We start from the raw sequence: 25092 nt of genomic DNA on the forward strand, positions 1-25092 counted from the left end.
TAAAAGCCGATCTGCTTGTAGCTTGATGCTTGTAGCTTGCCGCTGCTTCTCTGTGCTGATCGTTCCCACGCTTCGCGTGGGAATGCCTCCCTGGACGCTCCGCGTCCGCTCTTGGGACGCAGAGCGTCCCTGGCTGCATTCCCACGCAGAGCGTGGGAACGATCACAGAGCAGCTGTAAGCATCCAGCTGCAGGCTTCAAGCTAAAAGCCGATCTGCTTGTAGCTTGATGCTTGTAGCTTGCCGCTGCTTCTCTGTTACCCTTGCGGCTTTTGGCTTACAGCTTGCCGCTGCTTCTATGACTGACGAATCGCCTTCCATCGACAAACTGCTGAAAAACCTCGATCACGCCATGATTGCCGACCGCCACCGGCTGCGGCGGCAGTTGCTTGAGCTGCGCAAGAAACCTGACGAGGCCAAGTTGGCCCAGTGGGTGACGCGCATGCAGGCGTCCTGTGATCAGGTGTTGGCGCGGCGCGCCAGCCTGCCGGTGATTCGCTACGACGACAGCCTGCCGATCGCCGCCAAGCGCGACGAAATCAAAGAGGCGCTGCTCAAGCATCAGGTGCTGATCATTGCCGGCGAAACCGGTTCGGGTAAAACCACCCAGTTGCCGAAGATCTGCCTGGAAATCGGGCGCGGCCAGCATGGTTTGATCGGCCACACCCAGCCGCGTCGGATCGCTGCCCGCAGCGTCGCCAGCCGGGTCGCCGAAGAACTGACCACGCCACTGGGCGCGCTGGTCGGCTATCAGGTGCGGTTCGAGGATCAGAGCGATTCCAACACCCTGATCAAGCTGATGACCGACGGCATCCTGCTGGCGGAAACCCAGAACGACCGCTACCTCGAACGCTACGACACGATCATCGTCGACGAAGCCCACGAACGCAGCCTCAACATCGACTTCCTGCTCGGTTACCTGAAAACCCTGCTGCCGCGTCGCCCGGACCTGAAAGTCATCATCACTTCGGCGACCATCGACCTGGAGCGTTTCTCCAAGCATTTCGATGACGCGCCGATTGTCGAAGTCTCGGGCCGGACCTTCCCGGTGGACACCTGGTATCGCCCGCTGACCCTGGAGCAGGACGAAGAGGGCAACCGCGTCGAGGATGACTTGACCGTGGACCAGGCGATCCTCGCCACCCTCGACGAAATCGCCGCGTTTGAACGCAGCGAGCGCAAGAGCCCCGGCGATGTGCTGGTGTTTCTGCCCGGCGAGCGCGAGATTCGCGACGCCGCGGACATGCTGCGCAAGGCCCAGCTCAAGCACACCGAAATTCTGCCGCTGTACGCGCGGTTATCGCCGGCCGAACAGCAGCGGATTTTCCAGTCGCACCCAGGGCGCCGCGTGGTGCTGGCGACCAACGTCGCCGAAACCTCGCTGACGGTGCCGGGCATTCGTTACGTGATCGACAGCGGCACCGCGCGCATCAGTCGCTACAGCTACCGCGCCAAGGTCCAGCGCTTGCCCATCGAAGCGATTTCCCAGGCCAGCGCCAACCAGCGCAAAGGGCGTTGCGGGCGGGTCGAGCCGGGCATTTGCATTCGTCTCTACGGTGAAGAAGATTTCATCGGTCGCCCGGAATTTACCGATCCGGAAATCCTGCGCACCAACCTCGCCGCCGTAATTTTGCAGATGCTGCATCTGCGCCTCGGCGAGATCACCGATTTCCCGTTTATCGAGCCGCCGGATGGCAAGGCGATCAGCGACGGTTTCAACCTGCTGCAAGAACTCTCGGCAGTGGATCGCAACAGCCAACTGACCCCGCTGGGGCGCAATCTGGCGCGCCTGCCGGTGGACCCGCGCATGGGCCGCATGTTGCTGGAAGCGGCGAAACTCGGCAGCTTGCAGGAAGTGCTGATCGTCGCCAGCGCCATGTCGATCCAGGACCCGCGCGAACGTCCGCCGGAACGCCAACAAGCCGCGGACCAGGCCCACGCCCAGTGGAAAGACGTGGATTCGGACTTCGCCGGGCTGGTCAATCTGTGGCGCGGTTTTGAAGAGCAGCGCCAGGCGTTGACCGCGAGTCCGCTGCGTAACTGGTGCCGCAAGAATTTCCTCAACTACTTGCGCCTGCGCGAGTGGCGCGACTCGCATCGGCAATTGAGCCTGATCTGCCGCGACATGCAGTTGACCCTCAATAAAGAGCCGGCGGACTACCCGAAACTGCACAAAGCCGTGCTCTCCGGGTTGCTCAGCCAGATCGGCCAGAAAACCGACGAGGGCGACTACCTTGGCGCGCGTCAGCGGCGTTTCTGGATTCACCCGTCATCCGGCCTGGGCAAGAAGCGCCCGCAATGGCTGATGGCCGCCGAACTGGTGGAAACCACCAAGTTGTATGCGCGCATGGTGGCCAAGATCGACGCCGACTGGATCGAGCCGCTGGCCGGGCACCTGATCAAGAAAAACCACTTCGAACCGCATTGGGAGAAGAAGCGCGGCCAGGTTGTGGCGTTTGAACAGATCACCTTGTTCGGGCTGATCGTGGTGGGGCGCCGACCGGTGCATTACGGGCCGATTGATCCGGTGGTGTCCCGTGAATTCTTCATTCGCGAAGGCCTGGTCCGGGGCGAGATTCAGTCCAAGGCCAAGTGCCTGACCGCCAATGCGCAGTTGCTGGAACAGCTCGACGAACTGGAGGCCAAGGCCCGGCGTCGCGACATCCTCGCCGACGAAGAAACCCTGTTCGCCTTCTACGACGCGCGGCTGCCGGCGGAGATCCACCAGACCGCAACCTTCGACAGTTGGTACAAGGTCAACAGCCAGAAAGACCCGCAACTGCTGATCATGCGCGAAGAAGACGTGCTGGCCCGGGAGGCCAGTGAAGTCACCGCCCTGCATTACCCGGACACCCTGCACATCGGTGATCTGGAACTGGCCCTGAGTTATCACTTCGAGCCCAATCACCCCCGCGACGGCGTGACCCTGCGCGTACCGGCACCGTTGTTGCCGATGCTGCCGCCGGAACGCCTGGAATGGCTGGTGCCGGGCGTCATTGAAGCCAAGTGCATCGCGTTGGTGCGCAACCTGCCCAAGGCGCTACGCAAGAACTTCGTGCCGGTGCCGGATTTCGTCAAAGCCGCGCTGCAGCGCATGACCTTCGCCGAGGGCTCATTGCCCCAGGCTCTGGGCCGCGAACTGCTGCGCATGACTGGCGCGCGGGTCAGCGATGAAGCCTGGGCCGAAGCGGCGCAGCAGGTCGACAGCCATTTGCGGATGAACCTGGAAATCGTCGATGGCCAGGGCAAGTTCCTTGGCGAAGGGCGGGATCTGGCGGAGTTGACCGCACGCTTCGCCGAGGCCAGCCAAGCGGCATTGGCCGTGCCGCAAACCGCGAAAAACCAGCAACCGGTGGAGCCGAAAGTCTTCGCCGCTGTCGCCGAGAAAACCCAGCAGAAGATCGCCGGGTTGTCGATGACGGTGTATCCGGCATTGGTGGAGGAGAGCGGGACGGTCAAGGAAGGGCGTTTTTCGACCCCGGCTGAGGCCGAGTTCCAGCATCGCCGGGCCTTGCAGCGTTTATTGATGCAGCAACTGGCCGAGCCAGCGAAGTTTCTGCGCGGCAAGTTGCCGGGCCTGACCGAATTGGGGCTGATGTACCGCGAATTGGGGCGCATTGATGCCCTGGTCGAAGACATCCTGCTGGCGAGTCTCGACAGCTGCATCCTCGACGGCGAAGACCCGTTGCCGCGCGATGGCGCCGGGTTGGCGTCGCTGGCCGAGCGCAAGCGTGGCGGCTGGACCGAGCACGCCGAACGTCTGGCGAAGCTGACCCTGGAGATTCTCAAGCTCTGGCACGGTCTGCAAAAACGCTTCAAGGGCAAGATCGACCTGGCCCAGGCCGTGGCGTTGAACGACATCAAGCAGCAGCTCAGTCATCTGGTGTATCCGGGATTTGTCCGGGAAACCCCGATGCAATGGCTCAAGGAACTGCCGCGCTACCTGAAAGCGGTCGAGCAGCGTTTCGAGAAGATCGGCGCGCAGGTGCAGCGGGATCGGGTCTGGAGCGGAGAGTTGTCGGGCCTGTGGACGCAATACCAGACCCGCGCCAACAAACATGCGCAGGAAGGCAAACGCGATCCGCAACTGGAACTGTATCGCTGGTGGCTGGAGGAATACCGGGTTTCCCTGTTCGCCCAGCAGTTAGGGACCAAAGTGCCGATCTCCGATAAGCGCCTGAACAAACAGTGGACCCAGGTCGAGCCATAACCCCTCTGTGGGAGCGGCTTTTGTGGCGAGCGAGCGAGCTTGCTCGCGCTGGGCTGCGCAGCGGCCCCAAAATTTTGTGAGCGCTGCGCACTCAAGCGGGAGCAAGCTCCCTCGCCACAAAAGCCCGCTCCCACAGGGGTGAGGTGTTTGATCCGGCAAATAGGGCCAAACCCCAGCGTTTATGGCAAACTTCGCGCCTATAAACGCCGGCCCCGCCGTTTTGCGCCTTCACAGGCCCGGGCGGTTCGGAATAAAGCGATGCCAGGTTTGCTTCCCCGGACGGGAAACGACCCTTTGTGTGTTGGTACGTCGGTGCCAACGCTTTCTGCCTGAACAGATTAGAGAAACGACCATGCATAACGTCGTCATCAGCGGCACCGGCCTCTACACCCCGGCCAACAGCATCTCCAACGAAGAGCTGGTGCAGTCTTTCAACGCTTACGTCGCGCAATTCAACGCCGACAACGCCGACGCCATCGCGCGCGGCGAGCTCGAAGCGTTGACCGAGTCCAGCGCGGCGTTTATCGAAAAAGCCTCCGGCATCAAGAGCCGCTTTGTCATGGACAAGGACGGCATCCTCGACCCGCAACGCATGGCGCCACGCCTGCCCGAGCGGTCCAACGACGAATGGTCGGTGCTCTGCCAGATGGCCATCGGCGCTGCCGAGCAAGCCTTGCAGCGCGCCGGCAAGACCGCCGCGGACATCGACGGCGTGATCGTTGCCTGTTCCAACCTGCAACGCGCCTACCCGGCCATCGCCATCGAAGTCCAGGAAGCCCTGGGCATTGAAGGTTTCGGCTTCGACATGAACGTGGCCTGTTCCTCGGCGACCTTCGGTATCCAGGCCGCCACCAACAGCGTGCAACTGGGCCAGGCCCGGGCGATCCTGATGGTCAACCCGGAAGTCTGCACCGGTCACTTGAACTTCCGCGACCGTGACAGCCACTTCATCTTCGGCGACGCCGCCACCGCGGTGATCATCGAACGTGCCGACCTGGCGACCTCCCCGTACCAGTTCGACATTGTCAGCACCAAGCTGCTGACCAAGTTCTCCAACAACATCCGCAACAACTTCGGCTTCCTCAACCGCGCGGCGGAAGAGGGCATCGGTGCCAAGGACAAACTGTTCGTGCAGGAAGGCCGCAAGGTATTCCGCGACGTGTGCCCAATGGTCGCCGAGCTGATCGCCACGCACCTGGACGAAAACAAGCTCAACATCGGCGATGTGAAACGCTTCTGGCTGCACCAGGCCAACCTCAGCATGAACCACTTGATCGTCAAGAAACTGCTGGGTCGCGAAGCCACCGAAGAAGAAGCCCCGGTGATTCTTGATACCTACGCCAACACCAGCTCCGCCGGTTCCGTGATTGCGTTTCACAAGAACCAGGATGACCTGGCCAGCGGTTCGCTGGCGGTGCTCAGCTCGTTTGGTGCCGGGTATTCGATTGGTAGCGTGATTCTGCGTAAGCGCTGAGTTCGCTTTAAAAGATCGCAGCCTGCGGTAGCTCCTACAGGATCGGGTTCAACTCAATAGTGAGGTTGGACTCGATTCTGTAGGAGCTGCCGCAGGCTGCGATCTTTTTTTGTGCATGAGGTATTTGGGCCAAGGACGCTTCTGTGGCGAGGGAGCTTGCTCCCGCTCGGCTGCGAAGCAGTCGTAAAGTCAGCGAATGCGGTCTGTCTGATGAAATGCAGGGGACCGCTTCGCGCTCCAACGCGAGCAAGCTCGCTCGCCACAAAAGGCCGGTGTGAATGGGAAATGAAAACAGCCCCGCGTTGGGCTATCGGACGGATGATGGGGACCGATAGACCAACGCGAGGCTGTAAAGGAGCAGCTTCGAGCGGCAAGCTTCAAGCTGCCAGCAGTGCGCTTGAATTTGAAGCTTGTAGCTTGAAACTTGCAACTGCTTTTTTAGAACTTGGCTTCGGCATCCAGTTGCAGGGTCTTGATGTCCGAGTCGCGGATGGTGGCGTTGGTGAAGTCGGATTTAGCCATGAAATACGTCGCGCCCAGGGCGAAGTTCTTGTCGATTTCATAGCTGACTTTCAACTTGCTGCCACGCGAACCGGTGAAGCCGTTGGCGAAGTCGGAATCGGTGAAGGCACCGACCACGGCGTTACGCTGTACGTCGCGATAGTTGTAATCCACAGCGAAGCCGTAAAGCTTGGTCTTCACACCGGTCAACCAGGCGGCGTCCTGATCGTTGCTGGCGTCTTTGTTGGTGACGTATTGACCGTACAGCGACAACGGCATTGGCAGGCCGCCGATGTCGATCTGACCAAAACCTTCGTACAGCTTGAACTGTTCGTTCGGGGTGTTGCCGTTGGTGGCCAGGATCGATGGCGTGGTGGTGCCGCCTGCGGTGATGTCGTCGTCGTTGTCGTAACCGTAGACGCTGCCACCCAGGGTCAGTTTCAGATTGTCGGTGATGGCGAAGCGCGCACCCAACTGACCGGCGTACAGGCGCAGGTCGTGCTTGAACTGCACGCCGTCGCCGTCGACGTTGTCCTTGAGGGTGTAATGGCCGGCGCTGCCGAACAGCTCGGTGCTGGCGCCCAACGGGTACTTGTAAGTCAGTGCCAGACCTTCCGGGCTGATGTCGCTATCCCAGATGATGTCGCCCATGCTCACCCATTGCTGCGGCATCTTGCCGCCCACAACGTGCAGGTTCTTGAGGAAGTCGGGGTGGTAGTCGACGTAGCCCTGATCCAGCCAGATCGACTTCTTGTCGAAGTAGCCGTCCAGGCTCTGGTTGGTGGAGCGAGCGTCGTCGTTGTTGCCGGTGGCGATACGGATACCGGTGTCGACCTGCGGGTTGATTTCGCTGTAGGCACCCAGGCGAACGCGAATGCGCTGACGGTCCTGGTCTTTGTTGTTCGACACACCATCGTTCTTCACCGTTTCCTGGCGGAAACGCACGTCACCCTTGAACTGGGTCTTGGCGGCCCAGGCCAGTTTCTGGTCGAAGGTGCTCAGTTCATTGGTTTTCTTCGCAGTCGCGGCGATCTGCTCGTTGGTCTCTTGCTGAGCCTGGCGGGCGATTTGCTGGTCTTTCTGGTCACGGGCCAGTTCGGCTTGCAGTTCGGCGTATTGCGCCTGGGAAATCGAGCCGTTTGCCTTGAGCATGTCGAGCAGTTTGGCGTCGACTGCGGCGCTGGCCGGAACGCTCATGGCCAGCATCAGGCCGCCACACAAGGCCGCCGCAGTTTTCGTGGAAGCAAGACGCATATCAATCTCCGAAGATGAAAGGGATGACTGAGCCATCCAGGACACAACCGACCAATGACGGACGGAAAACAGTGACCGGGTAGAACCCGGCGCTCTAAAAACAGGCGCCAGTATCGCGATGGTTTATGACAGTGCAGTGGCAAAGTGATGGCAGCTCGATGACGATACAAACCTTTCGTGAACCTTTGTTCTAGAGCACTGTCGGCGGATGACGGGTGTGCAATGGGCGGCGATAAGCGATACTCGCCGGGCTGTTACGCGAACAATTGTGAGAATGCCGATGCCGCTGCAACGTCTGGAAAGCCTGTCCGAAATCGCGCCGCTCACGTGGGACGCGCTGGTGCCCGAAAATCAGCCATTCCTGCGCCATGCCTTCCTCAGTACGTTGGAAGACAGCGGCAGCGTCGGCCCGCATTCCGGCTGGCAACCCGAGCATTTGCTGCACATCGAAGGCGAGCGTCTGATCGCCGCATTGCCCAGTTACCGCAAGTGGCATTCTTACGGCGAATACGTGTTCGATCATGCCTGGGCCGATGCCTGCGCCCGTGCCGGCATCGACTATTACCCCAAACTCCTGACCGCCGTGCCGTTCAGCCCGGTCAGCGGCCCGCGCTTGTTGGCGGCCCGTGTCGAGGATGGTTTTGAGTTGCTCAAAAGCCTGCCGGGTTATCTGGAAATCGAAGAACTCTCCAGCGCGCACATCAATTTCACCGACCCGTTCACCGACGCCGCGTTGGCCGAACAGCCCGGCTGGCTGCAGCGCATCGGCTGTCAGTACCACTGGCAGAACCGCGACTATCGGGACTTCCAGGACTTTCTCGACGCCCTCAGTTCGCGCAAGCGCAAGCAGATGCGCAAAGAGCGCGAGCAAGTGGCGGGGCAGGGCATCGAGTTCGAATGGCTCGAGGGGGCGCAACTGACCGAGGCGCAGTGGGATTTCGTCTACGCCTGCTACGCCAATACTTATGCGGTGCGTCGGCAAACGCCGTACCTGACGCGGGAATTCTTCAGCCTGCTGGCCGAGCGCATGCCGGAATCGATTCGCGTGGTGCTGGCCAAGCAAGGTTCACGGCCGGTGGCCATGGCCTTCAGCCTGGTGGGGGGCGACAGTTTCTACGGTCGTTACTGGGGTTGCCTGGCGGAGTACGACCGTTTGCATTTCGAGACGTGTTTCTATCAGGGCATGGATTACGCCATCGCCAATGGCTTCCAGCGATTCGACGCCGGGGCTCAGGGCGAGCACAAGTTGATTCGCGGCTTCGAGCCGGTGATCACCCATTCCTGGCACTACTTGCGGCATCCGGGGTTGAAAGCGGCGGTCAAAGACTTCCTGCAACAGGAACGGGTCGGGGTGTTGGCGTATGCCGAGGAAGCGAGGACCGCCTTGCCTTACCGGCAAGCCTGATCCTCGCCACGGGCATCAGCTGCCTTCCTTGGACAGCCAGCGATAAGTCACCCCGCCGACCACCGCGCCGAGCAGCGGGGCGACCCAGAACATCCACAACTGCGCGATGGCCCAGCCGCCGACTATCAACGCCGGGCCGGTGCTGCGCGCCGGGTTGACCGAAGTGTTGGTGACAGGAATCGAGATCAGGTGGATCAGCGTCAGGGCCAGGCCGATGGCGATCGGTGCCAGCCCGGCCGGCGCGCGTTGGTCGGTGGCGCCGAGGATGATCAGCACGAACATCGCTGTCATCACCAGTTCACAGACGAAGCCTGCGGCCATCGAGTATTTGCCGGGGGAATGCTCGCCGTAGCCGTTGGAGGCCAGGCCTGCCGACAGGTCGAAGCCTTCCTTGCCGCTGGCGATGTAGTAAAGCAAGGCCGCCGCGATGATCCCGCCAATGACTTGGGCGATGATGTAGGCCGGCAATTCCTTGGCCGGGAACCGACCGCCGACGAACAGGCCGACCGATACGGCCGGGTTGAGATGACATCCAGAGATATGGCCAATGGCGAACGCCATGGTCAGCACGGTAAGACCAAACGCCAGGGCTACACCCAGCACCCCGATACCCAACGGCGAAGACGCGGCCAGCACCGCACTGCCGCAACCTCCCAACACCAGCCAGAACGTACCTAACAACTCAGTGACTGAACGTTTGAACAGAGACATGAGAGCGTCCTTGATAGGCGACCTATCGAGACTGTAGTGCGTGATGCGTCCTGCAGATGTACGACAGGCTCATTTCCAGAACCTTGGCTGAGTACAGCAGGGTTCTGGCGGAAATCCAGCAGCCATGAAAAAACCGCCAGAGCACGTCATTAAAGGGCTCTGGCGGTGATCGTTCCCACGCTTCGCATGGGAATGCAGCCCGTGACGCTCCGCGTCACTGGACGCGGAGCGTCCCCTGAGGCATTCCCACGCAGAGCGTGGGAACGATCAGGTAACGGTTTCAATCGATCCCGACAAACCCACCCGTCTGGTGCGCCCACAACCGCGCATATAACCCGCCATGGGCCAACAGTTCGGCGTGGGTGCCGGTCTCGGCGATCTTGCCGTTTTCCAGCACCACCAGACGGTCCATGCGCGCGATGGTCGAGAGGCGGTGGGCGATGGCGATCACGGTTTTGCCTTGCATCAGGGTTTCCAGGCTTTCCTGGATCGCCGCTTCGACTTCCGAGTCCAGTGCCGAGGTGGCTTCGTCCATGATCAGGATCGGCGCGTCCTTGAGCAGCACCCGGGCGATGGCGATCCGCTGACGCTGGCCACCGGAGAGTTTCACCCCGCGCTCACCGACGTGGGCATCAAAACCGCTGCGACCTTCGGCGTCCGAGAGCAACGGGATGAACTGGTCGGCGCGGGCTTTGTGCACCGCGTCCCAGAGTTCGGCGTCGGTGGCGTCGGGCCGGCCGTAAAGCAGGTTGTCGCGAATCGAACGGTGCAGCAGCGAGGTGTCCTGGGTGATCATGCCGATACGCTCGCGCAGGCTTTCCTGGCCGACTTCGGCGATGTTCTGGCCATCAATGAGGATGCGTCCGCCCTCGACGTCGTAGAGGCGCAACAGCAGGTTGACCAGGGTCGATTTGCCGGCACCGGACGGGCCGATCAGGCCGATTTTTTCGCCGGGTTTGATGTTCAGGTTGAGGCCGCCGATGATGCCTTTCTTCTTGCCGTAGTGGAAATCCACGTGCTCGAAACGCACCTCGCCACGGGCCACGGCCAGGGGTTTGGCTTGCGCGTGGTCGGTGACGCTGACCGGTTGCGCGATGGTGCGCAGACCGTCCTGGACCATGCCGATGTTTTCGAAGATGCCGGTGACCACCCACATGATCCAGCCGGACATGTTGACGATGCGGATCACCAGGCCGGTAGCCAGGGCAATTGCGCCCACCGAGATCAGCGACTGCGACCACAGCCACAGCGCGAGGCCGGTGGTGGTGACGATCAGCAAGCCGTTCATGCTGGTGATGGCCACGTCCATGCTGGTGACCACGCGGCCGGCCATCTGGGCTTTTTCGGTCTGTTCCTTGATGGCTTCCTTGGCGTACTGCTGTTCGTAATTGGTGTGGGCGAACAGCTTCAACGTGGTGATGTTGGTGTAGCCATCGACGATCCGTCCCATGAGTTTGGAACGCGCATCGGAGGACTGCACCGAGCGGTCCTTGACCCGTGGCACAAAGTAATAGAGCGCGCCGATGAAACCGGCGATCCAGGTGATCAACGGGATCATCAGGCGCCAGTCGGCTTCGGCAAACAGCACCAGGGCGCTGATCGCGTAGATCAACACATGCCACAGCGCATCCACCGCTTGCACGGCCGAGTCGCGCAGGGCGTTGCCGGTTTGCATGATGCGTTGGGCGATGCGCCCGGCGAAGTCGTTCTGGAAGAAATTCAGGCTCTGCTTGAGCACGTAGCGGTGGTTCTGCCACAGGATCAGGCTGGTCATGCTCGGGGTCAGGGTCTGGTGCACCAGCAGGTCATGCAGGCCGAAGAAAATCGGGCGCAGCACCAGGGTGACCACCACCATCCAGGTCAGTTCGAGGGCGTGATCCTGGAAGAAATTCGGGTTCGGCGTGCCTTGCGCCAGGTCGATGATGCGGCTCAGGTAATTGAACAGCGCGACTTCGATCAGCGAGGCGAACAGGCCGACAATCAGCAGGGCGGCGAAACTCGGCCAGACCTGCTTCAGGTAATAGGTATAGAAGGGGAGAACCCGGTCCGGCGGAGCCGCCGTTGGTGCATCGCGGAAGATGTCGATCAGTTTTTCAAAACGGCGATAAAGCATGGGTTCTCCGCCCGCGCTGGGGCTCTCCTTTGAACAGTGTGAGCGGTGCCGCAGGGCGACAACCGCTCAAGACATCCTGTGAAGCTTAGTCGATGACTTTGGCCGACTTGATGAACACAGGATCGGCGGGTACGTCTTTCATGCCGCCACGGGTAGTGGTTGGCGTGTTGACGATGATGTCCACCACGTCCATGCCTTTGACGACTTTACCGAATACGGCGTAGCCATCGCCCTGGTCGAGGAAATCGTTGTCCTTGACGTTGACGAAGAACTGGCTGGTGGCCGAATCCGGATTGGAAGTACGCGCCATGGACAGCGTGCCACGCACGTTATGCAGGCCGTTTTTGGATTCGTTCTTGATCGGCGCCTTGGTGTCTTTCTGCTGCATCTGCTGCGTGAAACCGCCGCCCTGGACCATGAAGCCCGGGATCACACGGTGGAAAATCGTGTTGTTGTAGAAGCCACTGTTGACGTAATCAAGGAAGTTCTTGGTACTGATCGGTGCCTTGACCGCGTCCAGCTCGATTTCGATCTGGCCGTTGGTGGTGTCCAGCAGCACGTGCGGTGCCTTGGCGGGCGTGGCGGCCATCAGGTTGGCGGCAAACAGCACGGAGCCAGCGACGAGGGCGATTTTTTTCAGCATGGGTCAGTGATCCTGAGTAGTGGTGTCGACTGCGGTGAGAAACTCGAGCAGGGTTTGGTTGAAGCGTTCGGGTTGATCCAGCGGGGTGGCGTGGCGCGAATCGGCGATCACCACCAGCCGCGCATCGGGCAGCAGTTTTACATAGGTTTCTTTCAGCGCCACCGGCGTGTAGTCACGGTCGGCGCTGACGATCAGGGTTGGACAGACGACCTTCGAAAGTCGTTCCTGAACCCCCCAGCCAACGATGGCATCGAAGCTGGCGAGATAAGCATGTTTGTCGTTTTTTGCCCAGCGCTCGGTCATCTTTTGTCGCAAGTCCGCCTGCTCCGGTTTCGGGAACAGCTTGGCGCCCAGGGCCTTGCCGATGGCGCCGAGGCTGAGTACGCGCATCAGACTCCAGCGCTTGAACCACTGCCAATAGTCGTCGCGGCTGCGCAACTTGACCTCGGGCGAGCTGTTGACGATGCACAGGCTCTTAAGCAGTTGCGGCTGATCCGTGGCTAGCTGGAAACCGATCATGCCGCCCATGGACAGGCCCACGTAATGGGCCGGGCCGAGGTTCAGGTGTTCCATCAGCGCGATCAGGTCGGCGCTGAACCCGGCGATGCTGTAGCGCTCGCGGGGTTTGTCCGAACGACCGTGGCCGCGCACATCCGGGACGATCACCCGGTAGCGGGCGGACAGCGCCGGGATCTGCATTTCCCAGTCCAACGTGCTGGAACCCAGCCCGTGGACCAGCAGCAACGGCGTGCCGTGGCCATATTCCTCATAGTGCAGGTTGCAACCTTCATGTTCGAAATAGGCCATGCAAAAACTCCGTGTCAGGCTTGTTCAGGGGCGGCGAAAGGCGCATCCAGCGGCGCAGTGTCGAAGGTGCGCAGCAGTTCGATGAGGATTTGCGTCGCCGGGCCCAGGGGTTTGTCCTTGTTCGAGTACAGATAGAAGCTCGGGTTGCGACTGCCGCCCTGGTCCAACGGTAGCAGCTTGAGCGTACCTTCCTTCAATTCCCGTTCGATCATGTGCCGGGGCAACCAGGCAAAGCCTAGCCCGCTGCTGACAAAAGTCGCGGCGGTGGCCAGGCTGCCGACGGTCCAGCGCTGTTCGGCGCCGAGCCAGCCGACGTCCCGTGGCTGCTGGCGACCGGAGTCGCGGATCACCACTTGCATCTGGGTTTCCAGGTCCTGGAAATTGATTTCGCGGTTGAGTCGATGCAGCGAGTGATCGGGGTGGGCGACGGCGACAAATTCCACATCGCTCAATTCCGCGCCCAGGTAGCCGGGAATGCTGAAACCGGTGATGGCCAGGTCGGCCACGCCTTCGAGCAGGACTTCCTCGACCCCCGACAACACTTCCTCGCGCAGCCGCACCCGGCAGCCACGGCTTTGCGGCATGAACGCGGTCAAGGCGCGCACGAGACGGGCGCTGGGGTAAGCGGCATCGACCACCAGCCGCACTTCCGCTTCCCAGCCTTGTTCCATGTGATGGGCCAGGTCTTCCAGTTGACTGGCCTGTTTCACCAATTGCCGCGAGCGACGCAGCAACACGCCGCCGGCTTCGGTGAGCACGGCTTTACGGCCATCGATGCGCAGCAGCGGCACGCCGAGCTGGTCCTGCATGCGGGCCACGGTGTAGCTGACCGACGATTGCGAGCGATGCAGCGCTTCGGCGGCCTGGGCGAAACCGCCGTGGTCGACCACGGCTTGCAATGTTCGCCATTGATCAAGGGTCACGCGGGGCGCTTTCATGATGAGCTCCTCTTGTCCTAAGCTGGCGGTCCCTATTGGAGACTGCCGAATGAAAAAATTCTGTTGTGTAGTGTTGGCGCTGTTGCCGCTGACGGCGTTTGCCTATCCGATCGATGTTCAAAAACAGCTCAATGGCATGAGCATCGACTACAACGCCTTCGACACGGATAACGACATCGCGTCCATTCAGGTCAACAACTACGGCAGTACGGATGCGACGTGTAAGGTGGTGTTCAACAACGGCCCGGAAGCACCGCGCACCCGCACCGTCGACGTGCCCGCCGGCAAACATAAAAACGCCACGGCCAAATTCACCCGTACGATCATCAAGATGCGTATCAACCTGAGCTGCACCCCGAAATAGATGTCTCCCCGGTAGGAGCGAGGCTTGTGTGGCGAGGGGGCTTGCCCCCGTTCGGCTGCGAAGCAGTCGTAATCCAATCACCGCGGATTATCTGGAACACCGCGGTGGATGGTTTTGGGGTCGCTTCGCGTCCCAACGGGGGCAAGCCCCCTCGCCACACAAGCCCGCTCCCACAGGAATAGGGCATGCTCAGCTTATAAACGAATTTATCGATGCTTTATAGCAGTTATTTGCGCTTTTTCATCGATATAACTCTGTTTAACCTCCACTCCATCGCCCTACAGCATTCTCAGATGGAGGCTACATCCCATGTCCCGCGTTCTGATCATCGAAAGCAGCGCCCGTCAGCAAGACTCGGTTTCCCGTCAGCTGACCCAGACCTTCATCAGCCAATGGAAAGCCGCGCACCCGGCGGATCAAATCACCGTCCGTGACCTGGCCGTCAACCCGGTGCCGCACCTGGACATCAACCTGCTCGGCGGCTGGATGAAACCTGCCGAACAACGCAACGACATCGAACAGGCGTCCCTCGACCGTTCCAACCAGTTGACCGACGAACTGCTTGCCGCCGACGTATTGGTGATGGCCGCGCCGATGTACAACTTCGCGATCCCGAGCACCCTCAAAGCCTGGCTCGACCACGTGCTGCGTGCCGGCGTGACCTTCAAATACACCGACACCGGCCCCCAAGGCCTGCTCAGCGGCAAACGTGCCTACGTGCTGACCGCTCGCGGCGGGATCTATGCCGGTGGCCCGGCGGATCACCAGGAACCGTACCTGCGTCAGGTCATGGCCTTCATCGGCATCCACGACGTGACCTTCATTCACGCCGAAGGCATGAACCTGGGCGGCGACTTCCAGGAGAAGGGCCTGAACCAGGCCAACGCCAAGCTTTCCCAAGTGGCCTGAGGCTTTAATCGCCAGATAATCCCTTGATGTTCAAGTGGCCTGGCGCAACCCCTTCAAGGCTTTACGCGCATCGAACCTCCCTTTGCACTTGTTGCTCCTGAGTGCTGTAGCCCGATTGAACGCATTAGCGAGATCGGGCTTTTTTTTGCCCGGGATTCACACAGACCTGTAGGAGCGAAGCTTGCTCGCGAAAGCGGTGTGTCAGCCAACATCAATGTTGGATGGGCCGCCGCCTTCGCGAGCAAGCTTCGCTCCTACAAGGGATTTGTGTGATTAGCCGTGAAGCGCAAAACCCGCTATCGTCGCCGCCATTCGAAACGAGGCGAGCATGGGCTATCTACTTTTTGTCACGCTGATCCAGGCGTTTTCCTTCAGTTTGATCGGCGAGTACCTGGCCGGGCATGTCGACAGTTACTTCGCGGTGCTGGTGCGGGTGCTGCTGGCCGGGCTGGTGTTTATTCCGCTGACGCGCTGGCGTTCGGTCGAGCCGGCGTTCATGCGTGGCATGTTGCTGATCGGCGCGTTGCAGTTCGGCGTGACCTACGTCTGCCTGTACCTGAGTTTCCGGGTGCTGACGGTGCCGGAAGTGTTGCTGTTCACCATCCTCACGCCATTGCACGTGACCTTGATCGAGGATGCGCTGAACCGGCGCTTCAACCCGTGGGCCCTGGTCGCGGCCCTGGTGGCGGTGGCAGGCGCGGCGGTGATTCGCTACGACCGGATCAACCCGGACTTCTTCATGGGTTTCCTGCTGCTGCAACTGGCCAACTTCACCTACGCCGCGGGGCAAGTCCTTTATAAACACCTGGTGGCCCGTCACCCCAGCGACCTGCCGCATTACCGGCGTTTCGGCTACTTCTACCTCGGCGCATTGGCGGTGGCGTTGCCGGCGTTCCTGCTGTTCGGCAAACAGAACTTCCTGCCCGAAGCACCGCTGCAATGGGGCGTGCTGGTATTCCTCGGGCTGGTCTCGACCGCGCTGGGGCTGTACTGGTGGAACAAAGGCGCGTGCCTGGTGAACGGCGGGACGCTGGCGGTGATGAACAACCTGCATGTGCCGGTGGGGTTGCTGATCAATCTGCTGATCTGGAACCAACATGAGGAGTTGGGGCGGTTATTCTTCGGTGGTTCGGTGATCCTGGCGGCGGTGTGGATCAGTCGATTGGGCGTACGCCGGCCTGTCTTGACGTCGTAAGCGCAAGTGCGCAAAAAGTTGCGCACTGCTTTTGGCTAAAACGACGGGTAAATGCGCTGTAAGCCACGCTGCTCAAGGCTTACAGCCAAGTGCGCAACTTCTTGCACAGTACTGCGCAACTTCTTGCGCACTTGTCGGCCGTTTCCTACAGCAAAAGTCGGAAAAAACCCACGGTCACGTCGCCCAAACCCTTGAAACATAATGGCCACATGATGGCTGGCACGCCTTTTGATATCTCCTTCGGCACCTGGACAGGCAATCACGCCGTCCGGTCCTGTCTTTCAAGCAAGGAGAGCACCCCATGGCAACACCTGCCTACATGTCCGTCACTGGCGAAAAACAAGGCCTGATCACTGCTGGCGCCTTCACCGCCGACTCGGTTGGCAACACCTACCAGGAAGGTCACGAAGACCAGGTCATGGTTCAGGCGTTCAGCCACGACGTGATCATCCCGCGTGACCCGCAATCCGGCCAACCGACCGGTCAGCGCGTGCACAAGCCAGTGGTGATCACCAAGGTCTACGACAAGGCTTCGCCACTGCTGCAAGCTGCTCTGACCTCCGGCGAGCGCATGAGCGAAATCGTTATCCAGTGGTACCGCACTTCGGCCCAAGGGACCCAAGAGCACTACTACACCACCAAACTGGAAGACGCGATCATCGTCGCCATCAACAACAAAATGCACAACTGCCAGGATCCGTCGAACGCCCACTTCACGCACCTGGAAGAAGTGCAATTCACCTACCGCAAAATCACCTGGACCCACGAAGTATCCGGTACTTCGGGTTCCGATGACTGGCGTCTGCCGGTGGCCTGATCCAGGTTGACCGTTGTACCGCCTCGGCCCGCGCGGCCGGGGCGGTTGGTTGTCCCCTAAAGAATTTTTGCAGTCGTTGATCGCCAACGGGCGTCGACGGCTGTCGCAACATCGCATGAGGAACACGGAATGTTCGCACCGGCCAATCAGACCCACTTTGCCCTGACTATCGACGGGGCCGACAGCTATTTTCAGGTGCTGTCCTTCACCGGCCGGGAAGCGCTCAACCAACCGTTCGAATTCGAGCTGGAACTGGTCAGCGAAAAGGCCTCGCTGAACCTCGAAAGCCTGTTGCACAAACTGGCGTTTTTACAGCTCGCGCAAAACGGCACCGGCATCCACGGGTTGGTCTACAGCATCGCCCAGGGCGAGGCCGGCAAGCGTCTGACCCGCTACAAGATCTCGCTGCGCCCGCAACTGGCGTACCTGGCGCACCGGGTCAATCAGCGGATCTTCCAGCAGATGAGCGTGCCGCAGATCATCAGCCAGGTGTTGGAAGAACACGGCATCCTCGCCAGCGACCACAAGTTCCAGCTCAGCGCCGTGTACCCGGAGCGCATCTACTGCGTGCAGTACGACGAATCCGACCTGCACTTCGTCCAGCGCCTGTGCGAAGAGGAGGGCATTCACTACCACTTCCAGCACAGCGCTTCCGGGCATCTGCTGATGTTCGGCGACGACCAGACCGTTTTCCCGAAACTGGCGCCGGTGACTTATCAGCAGGACACCGGACTGGTCGCCGATCAGCCGGTGATCAAGCGTTTCGGCCTGCGCGTAATCACCCGAACCAGCCGCACCACGCGCCGCGATTACGACTTCACCAAACCGAAGATCGAGCTCGAAAGCGACGCCAAGAGCGCGGCCAAACCGGACCTTGAGGACTACGATTACCCCGGCCGTTTTGTCGACCGCGAGCGCGGCAAACACCTGGCCAATCGCGCCCTCGAAAGACACCGCAGCGACTACCGTTTGGCCGAAGGCAGCAGCGATCAACCGCTGCTGGTGACCGGGCATTTCCTCGCCCTGACCGCGCACGCCAACCCGGCGTGGAATGACCTGTGGCTGCTCACCGAAATCTTCCACGAAGGCAAACAGCCGCAAGTGCTGGAAGAGGTGATCAGCAGTGACGTCACCGACCTCAAGGACGACTTTCACCAGGGCTATCGCAACCGTTTTTCCGCGACCCCGTGGAACGTACCGTACCGCCCGCCGCTCGAGCACCCGAAACCCAAAGTCCTCGGCACCCAGAGCGCGGTGGTCACCGGCCCCGAAGGCGAAGAGATTTTCTGCGACCAGTACGGCCGGGTGAAGGTCCAGTTCTTCTGGGACCGCGAAGGCCAGCACGACGACAAGACCAGCTGCTGGATGCGCGTCGCCTCGAACTGGGCGGCGCAGACCTTCGGCTCGATCAACCTGCCACGGGTTGGCATGGAAGTGCTGATCACCTTCCTCGAAGGCGACCCCGACCAGCCGCTGATCACCGGTTGCCTGTACCACGGCGTCAACCTGCCACCGTACAAACTGCCGGACTTCAAAACCCTGGCCACGGTCAAGAGCAAGGAATACAAGGGCAGCCGCGCCAACGAACTGCGCATCGACGACACCACCAGCGAGATCAGCATTGCGCTGCGCAGCGATCATGGCGCCAGTGCGATCAACCTCGGTTACCTGACCCATCCACGCCCGTCCGGCGGCCAGCCGCGTGGCGAAGGTTTTGAACTGCGTACCGACCGTCATGGCGCGGTGCGTGCGGCCGCCGGTCTGCTGATCACCACCGAGCCGCGTCCCAACGAATCCAAACACCATAAAGACTTGCCGGAAACCGCCGAGCGTTTGGCCACGGCCAGCGAGCAGCAGGACGGTTTTGCGATACAGGCCAAGGAACTGCAAGCCCAGGAAGCGGGCGATCAGGACGACGTGGCCAAGGCGTTGCACGCTCAGCACCAGGGCATTCTCGGTAGCGGCCCGGCGAACATGAGCGCCAACGAATTTCCCGAGTTCACCGAAGCGCATCTGGTGCTCGCCAGTCCGGCGGGCATCGCCCTGACCACCCCGCGCTCCAGCCACATCGCCACCGGCGAACACCTGGCCCTGAGCAGCACCGGCCACACCAGCCTGTCGATCGGTAAACGCCTGCTGGCCAGCGCCAGCCAGGGCATGCGCCTGTTCGTGCAAAACCTCGGCTGGCGGCTGGTCGCGGCGTCGGGTGACATCGACATTCGCGCCTTGAAAGACAGCATCAACCTGCTGGCCAAACTCAACATCACCGCGAATGCCGACCGCATCACCATCACCGCGAAAACCGAACTGGTGATCCAGGGCGGCGGCAGCGCCACGACCTACAACGCCGGCGGCATTACCCATGCCACCACCGGGCCGTACACCGCCCACGCGGCGAACTTCGCCTACACCGGGGCGAAAAGTCTGGCAGGGGTATTCCCCGAACCGCCGAAACCGGGCAAGGGCAACCTGGAGCTGTTCAACCAGTACGCCGGGCAGCAGGGGATCAAGGGCGGCGACTTCGAAGTGATCGACGCGTTGGGCAAAAGCCTCAAGGGCACGCTGGATGCCAAGGGGTTTGCTACGGTTTCCGGTGCCGCACCGGGGCCGGCGCGGGTGATGTTTGGCAAGGACCCGGCGGACACCTGGAGTGATGGAAGTTACATCGGTAAACCGGAATGGCCGCTCAGTCCGCTGACGGAGGATGACATCCCGTCGCAGGTGCAAGCCATGGTTGCCCAGGTATTGCCGAGCAAAAACTGGGACGTGCTGGAGCAAGGCAAAGGCCTGGCGCAAAGCGGCATGAGCGCCGTGCAAAGCGCCCAAGGCGCGATGCAGACCGCGCAGCAAGTCAAAGGCGCGGTGCAGGGCGGCGTGGCCGGGTTGCCGAAACTCGCCAGCGCCTCGATGCCGAGCGCCTCAAGCCTCCTCGGCGCCGCCAGCAAGAGCGGCAAGTTGCCGAGCCTGCCGGCTGTCACGCCTCCCAAGACCTCCTTTAAAACCCCGGGCCTGCTGGCGGGTGAGATGCTGTCATGACCACTGAATTCGTAAAACGTGAACCGCAGGTTGCCATTGTTCCGCTGAGCGCTATCGACGTTCAGGACGTCGCCAGCAGCGCGGCAGTCTTCGACGCCTGGTTGCAATCCGCCAGCGGCGGCGTGGTCACCCTCGACCGGATCAAGAACGTCGCCGGTGCCTTGCCGGTGGTGGGCAACATCATGGCGCTGGTCGATGCGCTGGGCGACATCGTCACCCTGTCGAATGCCCAGAAACGCGACCTGCTCGCCTGGGCCAGTCTCGGCATCAACCTGATCGGCGTCCTGCCGTTGCCGCCGGCCATGGCCGCTGCACGCATGACCCTGCGTCCGACCCTGTTTCTGGTGCGTCAGGAGATGAAGGCCTCGACCAAAGCGCTGCTTGGCTCGTCGGTGGTCGAAATACTGATAGGGCACTTGAACGATTCGATTATCGGTACCCTCGACGACTTCGTTGAACAAGCCAAAGGCAAGCTGCCGGGTATTCTGGCGGACGCCGGCAAGCTGGGCGAGGACGTCATCAACGAGATCGCCAAAGGCCTCGACGCGGTGGCCAATGGCAAGCTCGATGCCAAGGGTGATGCCCAGGCGGCCGGTCAAAAAATCAGCGCCGCCGGCGACCAACTGCTCAATGATCCACTCGCGGCGATCGGCAACATTTTCGGGGCCGCAGCCAGTGCATATAAAGCCGCAGGCAAGGGCCTGGCCAATAGCGCAGCCGAAAACCTGCTACCCGATGACATCAAAGAACGGGTGGCCACCGAAACCAAGAAGTTGCGGGCGATGGGGCCGGAACTGCGCACGCAGTTGAGCAAGCTGGACGATGAATCGGTGCAGAACTCCATCGGCTGGTTGCTGTTTATCCTGTCCAGCGCCGTCACCGTCTGGCGTAAGCGCAATGCTCATGGTCAGAGCGCTGGAGTCAAACCTGACAAGACGAGTCAGGCCAAGCGCACGGCGTCTGAGGGTGGTTTGGGGGCCAACAGTCATCAGGTGCCGGCCACGAATACTGCCAATGGCAAGAAAAATGGCACCTGTACCGGCACCTGCAACAGCATCAGTTTTGCCATGGGGTCGGAGAGTCTTAGCCACACCGATTTCAGCCTGCCGGGGCCGTTCCCGATTGAGTGGACTCGTACCTACAGTTCGCGCCTCGGGGCCTACGATCAAAGCGAGCTCGGCGCCCGCTGGATCACTGAATTCACCACCCGTTTTGACTGCATTGGCGATGGCCTGAAGTTTCACGACGCCGACGGCCGCAGCCACGACTATCCGCTGCCGAAGGTCGGCCTGTTTCAATACGACGCCATCGAAAACATCACCCTGGTGCGCTCGGGAGATGACCAATTACTGCTGTGCCGTGGTTTCGAGCGCAAAGAAACCTACGTCCGTCGCGGCCAGCGTTATGTGCTGACGAATGTGGTCCTGCGCAACGGCGCCGGGATCATGCTGCATTACGAGCATCGCCACGGCGAGCAGTCGGTGCTGTCGGACCTGATCACGTATCAAGAAAACGACATCAGCAAAGTTCACCTGCACCTCGGTACGATGATCGACGATCACGGTCGGCTTATTGGCCTCTGGGAAATCGTCGACGGTGCACCGCTGCGACAGCTCTGTGCCTATCAGTACGACGCTTACGGCGACCTGATGCAGGCGCAAGACGAGAACGGCGCCGCCTGGTCCTATCAGTACCAACATCACCTGATCACCCGCTACACCGACCGCACCGGTCGCGGCATGAACCTGGAATGGCAAGGTACCGGCACCGACGCCAAAGCAGTGCGCGAATGGGCCGACGACGGCAGCTTCGACACCCGTCTGGAGTGGGACGAAAACATCCGCCTGACCTACGTCACCGACGCCCACGGCAACGAGACCTGGCACTACTACGACATCCTTGGCTACACCTACCGCATTCGTCACCCGGATGAGCGTTCGGAATGGTTTTTCCGCGATGACGCCAAGAATGTGATTCGTCATGTCCGTACGGATGGCAGCACGGATCGCTACACCTACGACGAGCGTGGCAACCGCCTCGAACACATCCGCGCCGACCACACCGTGATGCACTACGCCTACGACGATCAGGACTTGCTGATCAAGATCAGCGATGCCGAGGGCGGCCAGTGGCAACGGGCCTACGATGATCAGGGCAACCTGGTCGAAACGGTCGATCCGCTGGGCAACAAAACCGAATACGCCTACAACAAATCCGGCCAACCCACCGCGATCAAAGACGCCAACGGCAACGAAAAAGCCCTGGCCTACAACGACGCCGGGCAGTTGGTGGAATACGTCGATTGCTCGGGCAAAACCAGTGTTTGGGAATACAACGAACTCGGGCAGATGATTTGTTTCACCGATCCGGCCGGGCAGAGCACTGAGTACGAATACAAGGCCGGGCAGTTGGTGTTGATCAAACACCCGGACAAGACCGAAGAGCGCTTCGAGCGCGATGCCGAAGGTCGTTTGCTCACCCACGTCGATGGCCTCGATCGCTGCACCACCTGGAGCTACACCGCGGCCGGTCTGATCGCCGAACGGGTCGATGCCGCCGAACAAACCCTGCGCTACCGTTGGGACCGCCTCGGCCAGTTGCTGGCCCTGGAAAACGAAAACGAACAACGCGCGCACTTCCACTACGACCCGGTCGGTCGCCTGCTGGAAGAAACCGGCTTCGACGGCCGCTCCACGCGCTATCAATACGACGCCCAGACCGGGCGCCTGGCCCACACCGTCAACGGCGAACGCGTGATCTCGGTCAGCTTCGACCCCATGGGGCGCCTGACCGAACGCCGCGCCAGCCTGGGGGACAAGTCGCAAAGCGAAACCTTCGCCTACGACGGCAACGGCAACCTAGTCATGGCGAACAACGCCGACAGCCGCTTGCAATGGTTCCACGACCCGGCCGGCAACCTGTTGCGCGAACACCAGCATTACCTCGGCCTGGAACAACCCACGGTCGCCATCTGGCAGCACGAGTACGACGTGCTCAACCAGCGTGTCGCCACCGTACGCCCGGATGGGCACCGCGTCAGTTGGCTCACTTATGGCAGCGGCCACTTGCTGGGCCTGCGTTTGGACGATCACGAACTGATCGGCTACGAACGCGACGACCTGCACCGCGAAGTCGCCCGCCACCAGGGCAACCACCTGCTGCAAACGCAAAAATGGGACCCGGCCGGCCGCTTGCAAGAGCAACTGCTGGGACGCAGCGACGACCAATCCACGCTGCTCAAGCGTGAATACAAGTACGATGCCGCCGGCCAACTGACCGACATCAACGACAGCCGCCGCGGCCCGCTCGCCTATCGTTACGACCCGGTCGGCCGCCTGCTCAGCGCTACCACCCGCCAAGGCGTGGAAACCTTTGCCTTCGACCCGGCCAGCAACCTGCTCGACGACAAAATCACGGAAATCCGCCGCCCACTGGATCAGACTCCGCCACGCAGCAAACTGGTCGACAACCTGCTGCGCGAATACGCCGGCACCCACTACGACTACGACGAGCGCGGCAACCAGATCCAGCGCTGGCACAACGGCACCCGCAGCGATCTGAAATGGGACCTGTTTGATCGACTGGTGCGTTTCGAAGACCCACGCCTGGCCGTCGACTTCGCCTACGACGCGTTAGGACGGCGCCTGCACAAAAACTCCAGCGCCCACTACAAACAGCGTCCCGAAGCCGGCTCGCAATGGAACCGCAGCGAACACGCGCGCAAACAACGCGAATACGGCTGCGGCTTCACCCTCTACGGCTGGGACGGCGACAACCTCGCCTGGGAAAGCAGCCCGGCGCAAACCGACGGCGCGCCGGGCCGCACTGTTCACTACGTCTTCGAACCCGGCAGTTTCGTCCCGGTCGCCCAGGCTGTGCGTCACGCACCGATCAACCTGGCGGGCCAACCGGATTACAGCGGCGAATACAGCCTCGACGAGGATCCGTTGTGGAATTACAAGGTAAGCGCCCCAGCGTTTGATGCGTTGGCGTGGTACCAGTGCGATCACTTGGGTACGCCGCAGGAATTGACTGACCCGCAGGGCAACATGGCCTGGACCGCGCAGTACAAGGCGTGGGGGCAGGTGACGGAGCAACGTTCGGAATGGGCGCGGCAGCAGGGGGTGGTGAACCCGATACGGTTCCAGGGTCAGTACCACGATCATGAGACGGGGCTGCATTACAACCGGTATCGGTACTACGATCCGGGGGTTGGGCGGTTTGTTAGTCAGGACCCGATTAGTTTTGCCGGGGGGACGAATTTCTATCAATACGCGTCCAATCCTGTCATATGGATTGACCCGCTTGGGCTCGCTGCTGATGGGCAGTTAGGTACGTATGGTAGCCTCAATGGCGGTAGCAATGTCGGTGATCAGTTGGAGGTACATGAACTCGTCAGGCATGAGTCTCTCGTTCAAATGGGGTGTGCTAATAAAAGGCGCCGCAACAAGGCCAACCCATCTATTGCTATAGACCCGACACGACATGACGCTATTCACTCGAACGAAAACGCTTTGGCGCGAACTCATCTAGGCTTGGGGGTTAATGAATTTGATTTTGACCCAGCAACGGGTAAACCGTCTAAGCGGCAAATGGACGTTTGGCAAGGGGCCATTCGTCAGTCGGGAATATCAGCTTCACAGGCCCGACGGCTTAGAAAGTGCTCGGGTCAATATGTAAATTCACTTAACTGCTGCTGCGATCAATAACTGAGTGG

The 25092-nt window shown here is 60.9% G+C and carries 15 protein-coding genes; 9 read left to right on the forward strand and 6 right to left on the reverse strand.

Annotated elements, in window-relative coordinates; translation table 11 throughout:
• Window positions 1–296: 296 nt before the first annotated feature.
• Window positions 297–4208 carry an ATP-dependent RNA helicase HrpA gene (gene hrpA / locus ACY4LX_RS08820; protein ID WP_463259695.1) on the forward strand — a complete coding sequence of 1304 codons (3912 nt, stop codon included), beginning with the start codon at window positions 297–299 and terminating at the stop codon, window positions 4206–4208.
• A 352-nt stretch (window positions 4209–4560) separates the two neighbouring features.
• Entirely contained in the window at window positions 4561–5682 is a 1122-nt protein-coding gene (locus ACY4LX_RS08825; protein WP_463259696.1) for a beta-ketoacyl-ACP synthase III, read from the forward strand.
• Between the two features lie 438 nt (window positions 5683–6120).
• On the opposite strand, the gene ACY4LX_RS08830 is transcribed toward ACY4LX_RS08825, so the two are convergent.
• A complete protein-coding gene (locus ACY4LX_RS08830) occupies window positions 6121–7437 on the reverse strand; it encodes a putative porin (RefSeq protein ID WP_149657127.1) in 1317 nt (438 codons plus the stop codon).
• Window positions 7438–7717: 280 nt separating this feature from the next.
• Between ACY4LX_RS08830 and ACY4LX_RS08835 the strand changes: the two genes are divergently transcribed.
• Window positions 7718–8842 carry a GNAT family N-acetyltransferase gene (locus ACY4LX_RS08835; protein WP_149657126.1) on the forward strand — a complete coding sequence of 375 codons (1125 nt, stop codon included), beginning with the start codon at window positions 7718–7720 and terminating at the stop codon, window positions 8840–8842.
• Between the two features lie 15 nt (window positions 8843–8857).
• Here the strand turns inward: ACY4LX_RS08835 and aqpZ are convergent, their stop codons facing one another.
• From aqpZ to ACY4LX_RS08860, 5 genes are all read right to left on the reverse strand, one after another.
• A complete protein-coding gene (gene aqpZ, locus ACY4LX_RS08840; protein WP_463259697.1) occupies window positions 8858–9553 on the reverse strand; it encodes an aquaporin Z in 696 nt (231 codons plus the stop codon).
• Between the two features lie 280 nt (window positions 9554–9833).
• Window positions 9834–11666, reverse strand: coding sequence for an ABC transporter ATP-binding protein (locus ACY4LX_RS08845; RefSeq protein WP_463259698.1), 1833 nt, complete (start codon window positions 11664–11666; stop codon window positions 9834–9836).
• An 85-nt stretch (window positions 11667–11751) separates the two neighbouring features.
• On the reverse strand, window positions 11752–12309 hold the full coding sequence (locus ACY4LX_RS08850) for a peptidylprolyl isomerase (RefSeq protein WP_463259699.1): 558 nt from the start codon (window positions 12307–12309) through the stop codon (window positions 11752–11754).
• 3 nt (window positions 12310–12312) lie between these two features.
• Window positions 12313–13116, reverse strand: a complete 804-nt coding sequence (locus tag ACY4LX_RS08855) for an alpha/beta fold hydrolase (RefSeq protein WP_149657122.1) — start codon at window positions 13114–13116, stop codon at window positions 12313–12315.
• Between the two features lie 14 nt (window positions 13117–13130).
• Entirely contained in the window at window positions 13131–14054 is a 924-nt protein-coding gene (locus ACY4LX_RS08860) for a LysR family transcriptional regulator (RefSeq protein WP_149657121.1), read from the reverse strand.
• A 49-nt stretch (window positions 14055–14103) separates the two neighbouring features.
• On the opposite strand from ACY4LX_RS08860, the gene ACY4LX_RS08865 reads away from it, so the two are divergent.
• From ACY4LX_RS08865 to ACY4LX_RS08890, 6 genes are all read left to right on the forward strand, one after another.
• Window positions 14104–14418 carry a 3-phosphoglycerate kinase gene (locus ACY4LX_RS08865; protein ID WP_149657120.1) on the forward strand — a complete coding sequence of 105 codons (315 nt, stop codon included), beginning with the start codon at window positions 14104–14106 and terminating at the stop codon, window positions 14416–14418.
• A 309-nt stretch (window positions 14419–14727) separates the two neighbouring features.
• Window positions 14728–15327 carry an FMN-dependent NADH-azoreductase gene (locus ACY4LX_RS08870; RefSeq protein WP_123507765.1) on the forward strand — a complete coding sequence of 200 codons (600 nt, stop codon included), beginning with the start codon at window positions 14728–14730 and terminating at the stop codon, window positions 15325–15327.
• A 328-nt stretch (window positions 15328–15655) separates the two neighbouring features.
• A complete protein-coding gene (locus ACY4LX_RS08875; protein WP_149657117.1) occupies window positions 15656–16522 on the forward strand; it encodes a carboxylate/amino acid/amine transporter in 867 nt (288 codons plus the stop codon).
• Between the two features lie 301 nt (window positions 16523–16823).
• Entirely contained in the window at window positions 16824–17339 is a 516-nt protein-coding gene (locus ACY4LX_RS08880; RefSeq protein WP_149657116.1) for an Hcp family type VI secretion system effector, read from the forward strand.
• Window positions 17340–17468: 129 nt separating this feature from the next.
• The gene (locus ACY4LX_RS08885; protein WP_463259700.1) at window positions 17469–20375 is read left to right on the forward strand and encodes a type VI secretion system Vgr family protein; all 2907 of its coding nucleotides are present in this window, start codon (window positions 17469–17471) and stop codon (window positions 20373–20375) included.
• Window positions 20372–25084 carry an RHS repeat-associated core domain-containing protein gene (locus tag ACY4LX_RS08890; protein ID WP_463259701.1) on the forward strand — a complete coding sequence of 1571 codons (4713 nt, stop codon included), beginning with the start codon at window positions 20372–20374 and terminating at the stop codon, window positions 25082–25084. Before ACY4LX_RS08885 ends, ACY4LX_RS08890 begins: the two co-directional genes overlap by 4 nt.
• The last annotated feature ends 8 nt before the right edge of the window (window positions 25085–25092 follow it).

It is taken from the genome of Pseudomonas sp. Emmai (assembly GCF_055179735.1).